General features: G+C 72.6%; 5 protein-coding genes and 1 pseudogene. All 6 read right to left on the reverse strand.

The genetic code is table 11. The features are described from left to right. Nucleotides 1-440 precede the first annotated feature (440 nt). Nucleotides 441-746 (reverse strand): chorismate mutase, encoded by a 306-nt coding sequence (locus tag ACFYRY_RS26885; RefSeq protein ID WP_389150699.1) that lies wholly within the window; start codon nucleotides 744-746, stop codon nucleotides 441-443. A gap of 50 nt (nucleotides 747-796) precedes the next feature. Beyond that, nucleotides 797-1,786: pseudogene (locus ACFYRY_RS26890) on the reverse strand (hydroxyacid dehydrogenase); the annotation flags it as partial. A 53-nt stretch (nucleotides 1,787-1,839) separates the two neighbouring features. Beyond that, nucleotides 1,840-3,801, reverse strand: a complete 1,962-nt coding sequence (locus tag ACFYRY_RS26895) for an FtsX-like permease family protein (protein ID WP_389150702.1) — start codon at nucleotides 3,799-3,801, stop codon at nucleotides 1,840-1,842. Next, nucleotides 3,801-4,568 (reverse strand): ABC transporter ATP-binding protein, encoded by a 768-nt coding sequence (locus tag ACFYRY_RS26900; RefSeq protein ID WP_389150705.1) that lies wholly within the window; start codon nucleotides 4,566-4,568, stop codon nucleotides 3,801-3,803. Before ACFYRY_RS26900 ends, ACFYRY_RS26895 begins: the two co-directional genes overlap by 1 nt. 64 nt (nucleotides 4,569-4,632) lie before the next feature. Continuing rightward, complete coding sequence (locus ACFYRY_RS26905; protein WP_389150708.1) at nucleotides 4,633-13,914, reverse strand: amino acid adenylation domain-containing protein; 9,282 nt, start codon at nucleotides 13,912-13,914, stop codon at nucleotides 4,633-4,635. Beyond that, nucleotides 13,907-14,131, reverse strand: coding sequence for an MbtH family protein (locus ACFYRY_RS26910; RefSeq protein WP_389150710.1), 225 nt, complete (start codon nucleotides 14,129-14,131; stop codon nucleotides 13,907-13,909). Before ACFYRY_RS26910 ends, ACFYRY_RS26905 begins: the two co-directional genes overlap by 8 nt. Between the last annotated feature and the right edge of the window lie 16 nt (nucleotides 14,132-14,147).

Raw genomic sequence — 14,147 nt, forward strand, 5'->3', positions numbered from 1 at the left:
CGGACGTCATGGCGATTCCCGCGACCGACCGTGACCGGATGCGGGAACCGGTGCGGAGCGGCCGCCCTGCCACGCCTCGTCGCCCGGAGGCCGGGCTCGCGTCTACGACGCCTCGCGTGCGGCTTGCGTCGTGATGCCGGGTTCTGGGCGCGGTCCGCGGCTACGACGTCCCGAGGCCGCGAAGGTCTCCTCGGCGCGCACCGCGAGCCCCTGCGCCTCACCGCGCACGGTCCACCTTCCCTTCCGCAGTGGGGCACGGCGTGCTCTTCGTCCCGGTGGCCGGAGGCCCCCGGCGGTCGGACCGCTGCTCTTCCACGTGGACCCTTCGGCCCTTCACGCTGAGAGCCATCCGCAGGCCCCTTCGGGCCGGCGGATGGCTCTCAGCGTGTCCGCGCCGGACGGGCGCCCCTCCGAGGGTGCCCGTCCGGACATGCTCGTCGTCAGCGCGGCGTGCCACCGGCCGGCGCCGAGGCCGTTCCCCGGCAGATCTCCAGCACCGTCATGGCGATGGCCCCTCCCGGCCGGCCGAGCCGGTCGGCGTACCGCTTGATGATCTCGTTCTCGCGGCCGAAGGCGGTACGTCGCCCGCCCGCGGCGATACGGGCCTGCTGGACGGCACCGGAGAGTTCGCGCCGTCGGTCGAGCAGGCGCAGGATCTCGGCGTCCAGGCCGTCGATGCGGCTGCGCAACCGCGCGATGACAGCGTCGGTGTCCGTGAGCTCCTCGAGCGCCGGCAGGGTCTGCATGATGTGCTCCTTCTCGAAGGTGAGGTACGGGACGTACGGGAGGCTCAGCCGTTGACGGCGTCGGGCACCGGCTCGCTCGCCAGCGCCAGGAGCACGGACGCGGCGACCGAGGTGCCCGCCTTCTCCTGGGCCTCCCGCGTGCTCGCGCCCAGATGCGGGGTGGCCACCACGTTCTCCAGCCCGAACAGCGGGGAGTCGGTGCAGGGTTCGGTGGCGAACACGTCGAGGCCCGCCCCGGCGACCCGCCCCTCCTTGAGGGCCGCGTACAGCTCGTTCTCGTCCACGATCCCGCCGCGGGCGGCGTTGACGAGGCGCACGCCCGGCTTCATCGCCGCGAAGGCGTCGAAGCCGATCAGACCAAGAGTCTGCGGGGTCTTCGGCAGGTGCACCGTGATGAAGTCGGCCTCGGTCAGCAGCTCGTCCAGGGACACCAGCCGTACTCCGGCGCCGGCGGCGATCTCGGCGTCCACATACGGGTCGTAGGCGACGATCTCCATGTCGAAGGCGGCCAGCCGACGGGCGACCAACGCGCCGATCCGGCCGAAGCCGACAATGCCCAGCACCTTTCCGGAGAGTTCGACCCCGGTGAACCGGGAGCGCTGCCACTGGCCGGCCCGCAGCGAGGCGTCGGCCGGTGGCACCTGTCTGGCGACGGCGAGCAGCAGCGCGATCGTGTGCTCGGCGGCGCTCACGACGTTGGACGTGGGCGCGTTGACGACCAGGACGTTCGCGGCGGTGGCCGCGGCCACGTCCACGTTGTCCAGTCCGATGCCGGCCCGGGCGATCACCTTCAGGCGGCGGCCGGCCGCGATGGCCTCCGCGTCCATGGCGGTGGCCGAGCGGACCAGTACCGCGTCCGCGTCGGCGAGCGCGGCCAGCAGCGCCCGCCGGTCCGTGCCATCGACATGCCGGACGTCGACCTCACTGCCGAGGGCTTCCACGGTGGCCGGGGAGAGTTCCTCGGCGAGCAGGACGACGGGACGGTCGACGGGTCTCAGGGGTGCGGCGTCGGCGAACAGGGCAGGCGTGGCAGAGCTCATGGACAGCCTTCTCTCGGGAGTGGGCTCAGTCAGGAGTGCTCGGACGACAGGTGCTACTGCCGGGCACCGGCCAGGTCCAGTGCGCGAGCGCGCAGGGCCAGCCTGGCCGGAAGAACGCTGGAGACGAGCGCGAGGGCGAGCCCCGCGACCGCGGCGCTGCCGATCGCCGTCCACGGCATGCTCAGCGAGAGCGCCGAACCGGCGTCCAGGACGCGGCGGTTGATCAGCATCAGGCTCGCGGCCTGGGTGCCGGTGGTGACGAGCAGGGCGAGCACGGTGGCGGTCGCGGCGGTGAGGACCGCTTCCACCGCGACCATGGACAGGACCTGCCGGTCGTTGCCTCCGGTCAGCCGGAGGGTGGCGAAGTCCCGCAGCCGGTCGCCGGTGGACATCATCATGGTGTTGACGATCGCGATGAGGGCGTAGAGCAGGGCCGGGCCCAGGATGGCGATCATGGTGATCCAGTCGCTGCGTGCCCGGGGATCGTCGTCGCCGTCGCCCCACCGCTGGGTCGGAGTGACCTTCGCTCCGGCGGTGGCGGCCGACGGCGGAGCGGGCGCGCCGGACGCGGTGGAGACGAAAGCCGCGGTGGGCTGCTTGTCGCCGGTCAGATGCGCCGCCACCAGGGGGTACGGCAGCAGCACCTCGGCGAGGCTCAGCGGCGTCCTGACCAGGGCGACCAGTGTCACGGTGACGGGGGTGCCGTCGGCCAGGGCAGCGCCGAGACGGTCACCGACCCGCCAGCCGTTGGACTCGGCGAGGCCGCTGGAGACGGCGACGGTGTTGCCCTTCAGGCCGTCGAGCGAACCCCCCTCGGTCTTCAGCTTCCAGGTCCTGGCCGCGTCACCGTCGATGGCGGTGGCGGCGGTCGTACCACCGGTCATCCCGCCGCCCAGGTCCGAGACGAGCGTGGGGCGGATGGTGGTGGTCCGGCTGTCGGGCAGGTCCCGCAGCCGTCGCACCTGGGCCCCTGAGAGCGTGGACCCGCCGTCCGGCTCCACCACGTACTGCGCGCTGAGCGCCTCGCGGGACTGGACGGCCCTGGCCTCGCCGAACGTGAGCGTGGACCCCACCACGGTGCCGGTCAGGCCGATCACCAGGAACATCGGGGTCGCGGTGGACACCGTACGGCGCACCGCGGCCAGCGCGTTCTGCCGGGCCAGCAGCCCGACCGCGCCGGCCGCCAGCGGCACCGGCAGGGTCAGCAGCCGGACCAGCGGGGGCACGAACAGCGGGGCGAACAGCGCGAGCGCCATGATCGCCATGACGTCGATCAGCAGGGACCAGACCGGCAGGTTCTGCGGGTCACGCAGTTGCGGGTCCCGCTCCAGACCGGGAGGCATGGTGGCGAACAGCGCCAGCACCGTGGCGAACAGCGCGACATAGGCGACGGCCCACACCCAGCGGCCGAGCGTCATCACCTTGCCGTCCACCGCCGCGGCGCTGAGCGCCTCCACGGGGCGTACCCGGCCGGCCCGGCGGGCCGCGGCGTAGGCGCCGAGCACCGCCACCGCCACCTCGATCGCCGCGGCGATCAGCAGGGGCCCCGCCGAGAACTCGACGGTGAAGCCCTCCGGGGCGGCGCCGCGCGCCACCAGCCAGCGGGCGAAGAGTGGCGCGAGGGCCAGGCCGAGCAGGGTGCCGGCGACCGAGGCGACCAGCGAGACGACCACCGACTCGCCGATCACCAGCAGTCTGATCTGGCGCGGGGTGGCACCGACGGCCCGTAACAGGGCCGTCTCACGGCGCCTGCCCGCCACGGCGAAGGCGAACGTGGACGCCACGACGAAGACCGAGACGAAGCCGGACATGCCCGCCATGAACGTGAGCAGCTTCTTCAGGGACGGCGCCGTCGGATCGTTGTTCTCCAGCCCGGCCGACGTACTGACGAGCAGCCCCGAGGCGGCGATCAGGGCCACCCCCAGGGTGAGGGCGACGAACGAGCCGGCGAAGCCGAGCCACCGTTTGCGCAGGGTGGCCACCGCGACGGGCAGCAGGGTGGAGACCTTCCCCATCACTCGCCACCGCCCACGCGTGCCGGCGCCGAGCCCGCTTCCAGCCGGGCCATGTGCTCGGCCACGCCCTGCGCGGTCGGCCGCAGCATCTCGTCGGTGATGTGTCCGTCGACGAGGAAGACGACTCGGTCCGCGTACGAGGCGGCCACCGGGTCGTGCGTCACCATGATCGTGGTCTGCCCCTGCTCGTCCACCAGGGTCCGCAGCAGTTCCAGCACGGTCCGGCTGCTGCTGCTGTCCAGGGCGCCGGTGGGTTCGTCGGCGAACAGGACCTTGGGCCTGGTGATCAGGGCCCGGGCGATCGCCACCCGCTGTTGCTGGCCACCGGACATCTGGGAGGGCAGATGCCCGCCGCGCTCGCCGAGTCCCACCTGTGCGAGGGCGGCGCGGACCTCGGCCGAGTCGGGCCGGCGGCCCGCGAGCCGCAGCGGCAGCCCCACGTTCTGCTCCGCGGTCAGCGCGCCGAGGAGATTGAACGCCTGGAAGATGAAGCCGATCCGGTCCCGGCGCAGTTCGGTGAGGGCCTTCTCCCCGAGCGGGCCGAGATCCACGTCGTCCACGACCACCCGCCCGGAGTCCGGCCGGTCGAGTCCCGCCGCGCACTGCAGGAGGGTGCTCTTTCCCGAGCCGGAGGGGCCCATGATCGCGGTGAACGTGGTGCGTTCGAAGCCCACCGAGATCTCGTCGAGGGCACGCACCGCCGCGGAGGAGCCGGATGCATAGCACCTGCTGACCTGTTCGAGCCGGACTGCCTGATTGTCTGCCATGCGTCAACGCCTATCGAGTGATGTCGTGCCAGTCGGATGAACTCGCCATGGTCATGGGGCCAGTTCAGTAGCCGCCCCATTGGGCCAGCAGATCCTGTTCGCTGTCCGCCGGGATCGGCTCCAGCAGTCCTACCGCAGTTTCCCGACCCTCGGCGACGGCTTCGAGCAGCCGCACCATCTGGTCCAACAGCGCCTGCGCCTCGGCGGGTTGATAGAGATCCGGGAGATATCCCAGATGCAGTCCGAGGGTGGAGGTGTCGAGTCCGGGTACCGCCTGCATGCGCAGCGGATAGTGCGTGGCGTCCTCGCTGTCGCCGCCGACCAGACGCAGCCCGTCCGTCCGTGCGAGCAGGGTACCGGCGTCGAGGGGCGTGTTCTTGACCACCGTGGTGGTGTCGAAGAGCGGTCCGCTGCCGACCAGCCGCTGGATGTCGCCCAGCCCGAGGTGGTGATGGGGGATGAGCGCCGCCTGTTCCTCCTGGACCCTGGCGAGCAGCGTGAACAGTGACTCCTCGTCGTCCACCCGCACACGCACCGGCAGGGTGTTGATGAAGTTGCCGATCATCCGCTCGATGCCGGGAACCTCGGCCGGCCGTCCGGAGACGGTGGAACCGAAGACGACGTCGTCCTGTCCCGTGAGCCGCGCCAGCACCACGCCCCAGGCGCCCTGGACGGCGGAGTTGAGGGTGAGGCCACGCCCGCGCAGGCTCTCCTGGAGCCGGGCGGTGAGCTCCGCGGACAGTTCGGTACGCGCCGACTCCTGGGCCGCCCCTCCGCTGTGCCCGGGCGGACCGGCCGGCGCCACGAGGGTGGGGGCGGCCGGTCCGGACAGCGCGGCCGTCCACGCCTCCTGTGCGGCGGTACGGTCCTGTCCGTCCAGCCAGGACAAGTAGGCGCGCAGCGGCGGCGGTTGGGGCAGGGAGGCGTCCGTGCCCCGCTGCCCGTACAGGGTGAAGAGTTCCTCCACCAGCACCGGTACCGACCAGCCGTCCCACAGGATGTGATGGGCGGTCAGGACCAGCCGGTGGCGGGCCCCCGGCAGCGTGATGAGCAGCAGACGCAGCAGCGGCGGGGCCGCCAGGTCGAAGGCGCGCAGCCGCTGCTCGTCCGCGAGCCGGCCGGCCGCGGCCGCACTGTCCGTGGTGGTGGAGAGGTCCGCGTGCAGCCAGGGCAGGGGCACCTTTCCGTGCACCACCTGGACCGGCCGGCCGGTGTCCTCGTGCCGGAATCCCGAGCGCAGCGCGGGCTGCCGGGCCAGCAGCCGTTCGGCTGCGGACCGCAGGGCGGCAGGGTCCAGGGGGCCTTCGAGGTCGAGGCTGAGCTGAGTGGTGTAGACGTCCGCCTCGTCTCCGGAGAGCAGGGCGTGGAAGAGGAATCCCTCCTGGAGCGGGGTCAGCGGCAGTACGTCGAGAAGGTCCGGGTCCGAGCGCATCAGCAGCTCCGTCTCCTCCTCCAGCCCCGGGAAGGGCCCGCGGAGGAACGGATCGTCGCCGCCCGGCCGGGCTTCTCCGGCAGCTGCCGCACCCGGGCCTTCCTCGTCGGTCTGATCGGCGATGGAGGCCAGCGCCGCGACCGTGCGGTGGGTGAACACCTCCCGCACGGAGAGGACGAGTCCCGCCTCGCGGGCCCGGGAGACGAGCTGGATCGCCATGATGCTGTCGCCACCGAGGTCGAAGAACGATTCGTCGGCCCCGGCCCGGGCCACGTGGAGCACCTCGGCGAAGAGCCGGCACAGCACCGCCTCGCGGGCCGTGGCGGGCTCCCGGCCCGACTCGGCACCACTGAGATCGGGGGCGGGCAGCGCCTTGCGGTCCACCTTGCCGTTGGCGGTCAGCGGCAGCGCGTCCAGAGCGACGAAGGCCGACGGCACCATGTAGTCCGGCAGTGAGGCGCCGAGGAAGCCGCGCAGTTCGGTGGTGTCGGCGTCCGCGCAGACGACGTACGCCACCAGCCGCTTCGCACCGGGCTGGTCCTCACGGACCAGCACCGCCGCCTGGCCGACCCGCGGATGGGCGGCGAGCGCGGACTCGATCTCGCCGGGCTCGATCCGGAAACCGCGGATCTTCACCTGGTGGTCCGCCCGCCCCAGATAGTCGACATTGCCGTCGGGCCGCCTGCGGGCCAGGTCACCGGTGCGGTACATCCGCGACCCCGGCTCCCCGAAGGGGTTGGCGACGAACCGGTCGGCCGTCAGATCGGGTCTGCCGAGATAGCCGCGGGCCTCCCCGGCACCGGCGAGATAGAGCTCGCCCGCCGTGCCCACCGGCACCGGCTGGAGGTGGCCGTCCAGCACGTAGAGCCGGGTGTTGGCGATCGGCCGGCCGATCGGTGCGAGGACGGGCCCCTCCAGCGGAGCGCTCATGCTGGCGCACACCGTGGATTCGGTCGGACCGTACGCGTTGATCATCCGCCGGCCCCGGGACCAGCGGTCCACCAGATCCGGAGCGGTGGCCTCGCCCGCCACGACCAGCGTCGAGCCGGGCGGCAGGCTGTCCTCGGGCATGACGGGAAGTGCCGAGGGGGGCAGCGTCACATGGGTGACGCGGTGCTCGGCGATCAGCGCGGCCAGCGTCGGGCCCGGCAGCAGCCGGTCCGCGTCGGCCAGTACCGCGCAGGATCCGGTGAGCAGGGCCATGCACAGTTCCCAGACCGCCGCGTCGAAGCTGGGCGAGGCGAACAGCAGCACCCGGCTGCCGGGGACGACGGCCAGTGCCTCCCGCTGTCCGGCGACCATGGAGGCGATCCCGGAGTGGGTGACGACCACCCCCTTGGGCCGACCGGTGGATCCCGAGGTGTAGATGAGATACGCGGGGTGGCGGGCATCGCGCGGACGGGTCGGCTCCGGGCCGGTGTCTCCGCTCGCGTCCGTACGGGGTGGCTCCAGGCCGGTGTCTCCGCTCATGTCCGTACGGGTCGGCTCCGGCCCGGCGTCACCGCTCAGGTCCGTACGGTCGATGAGCAGCCGCGGTGCGTCACTGACGGGCAGCGGCCCATCGGCCACCGCGCTGCTGGTGATCACCAGTGCCGGGTCGGCGTCGTCGAGCATGTACGCCAGCCGGTCGGCGGGATAGCCCGGGTCGAGCGGCACGAACGCCGCGCCCGTCTTGAGGACGGCCAGCTGGGCCACCACCAGATCCACCGAGCGCTCCAGCGCGATGGCGACGAAGCGCTCGGGAGCGGCACCGCGCTCGGCCAGCAGCCGGGCCAGCCGGCCCGCACGGGCGTCGAGTTCGGCGTACGTGAGCGTGGTGGCGCCGTGCACCAGGGCCACGGCCTGCGGGGTACGGGCCACCTGGGCCTCGAACAGGCCGGGGATCGTGGCGCCGGGGAGCGCGTCCGGCACCTCGCTGTCGTTCCAGCCCGTCAGCAGCTTCTCGCGGGCGGCCGGGGAGAGGACGTCGAGGCGGCCGACGAGGGTCTCGGGCCGCTCGGCGACCGTTCGCAGGACCCGCAGCAGCATGTCGGCGACCGCGCCCGCCTCGGTGCGGTCCAGCAGATCCGGCTGGTGGTCGAGACGGAAGCTCAGCCCGTCATCGGTCGGCCGGGCCACCAGGCCCAGCGTGTAGTGGACGGCGTCATGGCCCCGCACGTCGTCCAGCGTCAGCCCGCTGCCCGCGGTGGTCGCGGCGAGCGCGGCCACATCGAGGGGATAGTTCTCGAACACCATCGCCGTGTCGAACAGCGCCCCGATTCCGGCGAGTTGCTGGATCTCGGCGAGGCCCAGGTGCTGCCGGCCCAGGAGCGCGGACTGTTCCTGCTGCATCCGTGCGAGCAGCGACTCCAGCGGCTCGGACGGATGCAGACGCAGTCGGACCGGCAGGGTGTTGATGAACAGGCCCACCATGCCCCCGACCTCCTCCAGCTCCGGCGGACGTCCGGAAACCGTCGCGCCGAAGACCACGTCGTCCCGGCCGGTGAGGCGGGCCAGGACCAGCGCCCAGGCGCCCTGGAGCACGGTGTTCATGGTCAGCCCGGCGGTCCGGGCGCGGTTCGCCAGGGCGTGGGCGCAGTCGGCGGGCAGGGTGAACTCCAGCCGCTGCGGCACCTGCGGGGTCCGGTCCGGCTCCGCCTGGCGTACGAACGTGGGCTCCTCGAACCCGGAGAGCGCCTCGCGCCACGCGGCGCGCGCGGCCTGCTGGTCGGTGCCCGCCAGATGGGTCAGGAAGTCCCGGTAGGGGCGCACGCGGGGCAACGCGGACGGATCGGCGCCGGCCGTGTACAGGGTCAGCAGCTCACGGATGAGAATCGGCATGGACCAGCCGTCGAGCAGCAGGTGGTGGTTGGTGAGCACCAGCCGGTGGCTCAGTGGACCGAGCCTGACCAGGGTGAGGCGCAGCAGCGGCGCGCGGTCCGGCTCGAAGCCCACGGCGCGTTCACCGGCCGCCAGGGTGTCGGCGGCCGCGGCCCGGTCGCCGACCGGAAGTCCGGTCAGGTCCACTTCGGTCCAGGGCAGGTCGACGTCGGCGGGGATGAGCTGGACCGGCTGCCTCAGGCCCTCGTGATGGAACTCCGCGCCCAGGTTCGGATGCCGATCCAGGAGAGTGCGGGCAGCGGTCAGCAGCAGCCCGGCGTCCAGCGGTCCGCCCAGGTCGAGTTCGAGCTGTGCGGTGTAGACGTCGCTGTCGCCCGCCTGAAGGCTGTGGAAGAGCAGCCCCTGTTGCAGCGGGGAGAGCGGCAGCAGATCGACCAGGCCCGGCCTGCGGTGTTCGAGCAGCTCGATCTCGGGCTGGGAGAGCCCGGTTGGGGCGACGTCCGACGGGGAGCGTCCGCCGGCACCCGGCAGGGAGGCCTGCCGGGCCAGGGCCCGCAGCGCGTCGAACCACGCGGTCGCGAACTCCGTGACCTCGTCCTCGTCGAGGATCCCGGATGCCCAGCTCCACCTGGCCACCAGTTCGGGTCCGTCGGGCCCGTCCTGGGTCAGCGCGTCGAGCTCCAGCGCGTGCCCGAGCGGCATCCCGTCGTCGCCACCGGGGATGCCGTCCTCGATGCGGGGGACGACGGCCCAGTCGGCCTCCGCTCCAAGCGCCGCGAAGCGGCCCAGGTAGTTGAAGCCGAGCTGGGCCGTGGCCAGCGGAGCGAGGTGCTCGGCCGTCGTGGGGTTGAGGTGACGCAGCAGCCCGTAGCCGATTCCCTTGTCGGGTACGGCGCGCAGCTGCTCCTTGACCGCCTTGAGTGCCGCGCCGGGGTCGGTGGAGACCGCGTCGAGCAGTACGGGATGCAGGCTGGTGAACCAGCCGACGGTACGGGAGAGATCGGTGCCCGGTGCGGCGGACTCCTCCCGGCCGTGACCCTCGAGATCGACCAGGACCTGTTCGCCGCCCCGCCACCGCCGGTACGCGAGCGCGAAGGCGGCCAGCAGGACGTCGTTGACCTCGGCGTGGAAGGCGGTGGGCACCGCGGTCAGCAGGGGCCGCGTCACCTCGGCCGGCAGCCGCAGCGTCAGCCGTCCCGCCGTGCCCAGCACATCGCGTGCGGGGTCCAGTGAGCGGGCGCCCAGCGGCTGTTCCGGGCGGGTCAGTATCTCCCGCCAGTAGGGGAGTTCGGCCTCGCGCTCGGGTGAACTCGCGGCCTCCGTGAGCCGCCGCGACCAGGTGCGCAGCGAGGTGGCGACAGGCTGGAGCCGCGCTGTGCGGCCCTGCGCGACGGAGGCGTACGCCTGGGCGAGGTCGGGGGCCAGCACCCGCCAGGAGACCCCGTCGACCACCAGGTGGTGGATGACGAGGACCAGCAGTCCGGACCGGTCGGGCCCGCGGTCGCACCAGACGGCTCGCACCATGCCGCCGCCGTCGGGGTCGCGCGGCGTGAGCGAGGCGAGTGCCCTGCGGCCCTCCGTCCCCGCCAGGGCGTCGAGGGCCGTGTCGTCGAGTCCGGTCGCCTCCACGTGGCGTACGCGGTCCGCGGCGTCGACCGTACCGGCGGCGCCGATGGACAGGCCGTCGTCGGTGAGCCGCGCGCGCAACGCGTCATGGTGGTCGAGCACGGCCTGGAGTGCGGCCGTCAGATGCGAGCGGGTCGTTCCGGCCGGTACCCGCAGGACCATCGACTGGTTGTAGCCGTCGAGCCCGCCGCGGTCCGTCGCCCAGTGCATGAGGGGCGTGAGAGGCACGGTGCCGAGGCCGGCGTCCGCCGCTTCCGCGGGCTGCTCGTCCAGGGCCGTGGCGGCCTCGGCGAGCGCGGCCACGGTCTTCAGCCGGAACACGTCGCGCGGGCTGATGACGAGACCGGCCCCACGGGCCGCCGACACCAGCTGGATCGACATGATGCTGTCCCCGCCGAGGTCGAAGAAGGAGTGATCGGCACCCACCCGCTCCATGCCGAGCACCTCGGCCATCAGGGCGCACAACACCTCCTCGCGTGCCGTGCGCGGGGCGCGGCCGGTGCCGCTCGCGGTCACGGCGGGGGCGGGCAGCGCCTTGGTGTCGAGCTTGCCGTTGGCGGTGAGCGGCAGGGCGTCGAGCATCACGAAGGCCGCCGGCACCATGTGGCTGGGCAGGGCTTCGCCCAGTGCGCCGCGCAGTCGTTCGGAGCCGAGCCCGGATCCGGCGGCCGGGACCACGTACGCGACGAGCCGCTTGTCGCCTGGCCGGTCCTCCCGCACGACGACCGCGCCACCGGCGACCTCGGGCAGGCCGAGCAACACGCTCTCGATCTCGCCCAGTTCGATGCGGAAGCCGCGGATCTTCACCTGGTGGTCGGCCCGGCCCAGGTACTCCAGACCGCCGTCGGGCAGCCGGCGTGCCAGGTCGCCCGTGCGGTACATCCGCGATCCCGGCTCGCCGTACGGATTCGCGACGAACCGGTCGGCGGACAGGTCGGGCCGGCCGAGATAGCCGCGGGCCAGGCCCGCACCGGCGACGTACATCTCGCCGCGCTCACCCACGGGCGTGGGATGCAGGGCCGCGTCGAGGACATGGATCCGCAGGTCGGGGATGGCTCGTCCGATGAGGCTGCGGGTCTGTCCCGAGATGCTCTCCGGGTCGAGTTCCAGATGGCTGACGTGCACGGTCGTCTCGGTGATGCCGTACATGTTGACCAGCACGGCGTCCGGATGGTTCCGGTACCAGGGCGCGAGCCGGCCCAGGTCCAGCGCCTCACCGCCGAAGATCACCCGGCGCAGGGCGAGCGGGCGGACCGGACTGTTCTCGGAGTCCGCCCGCATCAACTGGTAGAAGGCCGACGGCGTCTGGTTGAGGACGGTGACGTGCTCGTCGGCCAGCAGGGCGAGGAACTCCGCGGGGGAGCGGCTGACGGAGTGCGGGACGACGACGAGGCGGCCGCCGTGCAGCAGGGGTCCCCACAGCTCCCAGACGGAGAAGTCGAAGGCGTACGAGTGGAAGAGCGTCCACACGTCATCGGGCCCGAAGCCGAACCAGTGCTCGGTGGCGGTGAACAGCCGCACCACCTGGGAGTGCGGGACGACGACCCCCTTGGGGCGGCCGGTCGAGCCCGAGGTGTAGATGACGTAGGCCGGGTTGCCGGAGGTCAGCGGTGCCGTGCGGTCGGCGTCGCCGAGCGCGCCCGGGTCGGCCGCCGCCAGCGCGGCGACGGTCTGAGGAGCGTCCATGACCAGCCGCTCGACCTCGGTGTCGGGCAGGCCGGCGCTGTCCGCCGTGGTGGTGACCACCAGGGCCGGGGCGGCGTCGGAGAGCATGTACGCGAGCCGGTCGGCCGGGTAGTGCGGATCCAGCGGCACATAGCCCGCACCGGACTTGACGACCGCGAGCAGGGCGGTGACCAGCTCGGCGGAGCGGTCCACGGCGACCGCGACATAGCCCTCGGGCCCCGCGCCCCGTGAGGTGAGCAGCCGGGCCAGCCGGTTGGCGCGGGCTTCGAGCTCCGCGTAGGTGATGTGGGCGTCGCCGTCGGTGAGGGCGACGCGCTCGGGGTGCCGGGCGGCCTGCTCCTCGAACAGGGCGGCGAGGGTGCGGTCCTCGGCGGGCGCCGCGGCGACGGAGTCGGTATCGGGCGCGTCGAAGCCGAGGAGGAGTTCCCGGCGCTCCTCCTCGCCGATCAGCTCCAACTGGGCCAGCGGCGCGGTGGGGTTGTCGAGCGCCGAGCCGATGAAGTGCAGGAAGCGGTCCTGGTGTGCCGCGACGGCGTCGAGGTCGCAGACGGCGGGGGCGGCGTCGAAGTCGACCCGCAGACCCATGTCACCGAGGTCGTAGATGCCGATGGACAGATCGTCCACGGGCCCGTTGCTGAGGTTGTGCTGAACGGTGGGGAGGCCGCCGAAGCCGAGTCCCGGCGCGAACGCCATGATGTTGATCATCGGCGCCGCGATCCGCCCCGCCGGTCCGTTCGCGCCGAGATCGCGGCACAGGTCCTCGTAACGCGTCAGCTGGTGCGCCAGGCCATGGCGGACCTCCTGGACGACCGAGCGGACCAGCTCGGCGAGAGGCTGCCCGGGCCGTACGCCGACCCGCAGCGGCACCACGTTCGACGACATGCTCGGGGTACGGCGGGTGAGCTCCGTGGTCCGGCCGGTCACCGGAAGGCCGAGCACCAGCTCGTCCTTGCCCGAGACCCGGTGCACATACGCGGCGACGAGCGCGATGAGCAGCAGTGACCAGCGGGTACGGGCACCGCGTGCCACCGTGCGTACCCGGTCCGCCTCGGCAGCGGGCAGAAAGACGCTGCGGCGCACGAACGGGACGGCGGCGTGGACGGGTTCGGGCGCACCCTGAGCAGGGCTCTCGGCGATCCGGGGGGTCTGGGGCAGCGCGGCCAGGTGCTCGGCCCAGTGGGCGCTGTCGTCGGCGGCCGCCTGCGAGAGACGGTAGTCGGCATCCTCCGCGAGGACCTCGGCCAGCGTGCCGAAGGGGCTGGGCCCCCAGGGTTCGCCGGCCAGTGCCTGTGCGTACAGCTCGGCGAAACGGGCGTCCAACTGGGCCGCCCCCATCCCGTCGATCACGAGGTGGTGGTAGCGCTGATAGAAGAAGAACCGCTCGGGGGCGACCCTGATCAGGGCAAGGGTGCAGAGCCCACCCGCCGCCAGATCGACGGGTGTGGCCAGCTCGGCGGTCATCCACGCGAGGGCGGCGCCCTCCGGGTCGTCCCGCTCGGTCATGTCGAACCACCGCAGCCGCCTCTCGCCCGGTTCGGCGTCGACGATCTGCCACAGTCCGCTGTCGTCGCGCTCGACATGGCTGATGCGCAGCACGTCGGCTTCCCGGGCCAGCTGGTACCAGGACGCGGCCAGCAGCTCCGGGTCCAGCGGACCGAGGATCTCCTTGTATTCGGCGACGTTGTAGCGGCGGCCGGTCGGGTCCAGATCGTGCGCGAACCAGATGCCCGTCTGGGCCGCGGACAGCGGCAGCCGTACCGAGTCGGTGTTCCGCTCAGACATGGGAGGGCCCCGCCATCGACTCGCGCAGGCTCAGCGGACGCAGATCCGTCCACCGGCTGTTGATGAACTCCACGCATGCGGCACGCCCGGTCTGAGCCAGTGCCACCGCCCAGCCCTCGGGCACCTCGGCGAACGCCGGCCAGAGGGAGTACTGCTCCTCGCCGTTGACCAGCACGAGGAAGGTGCCGTCCTGGTCGTCGAAGGGATTGTTCGCCATGGTGAGAACTCCTTGG

Source organism: Streptomyces sp. NPDC005263, assembly GCF_042872365.1.
Lineage (GTDB): Bacteria > Actinomycetota > Actinomycetes > Streptomycetales > Streptomycetaceae > Streptomyces.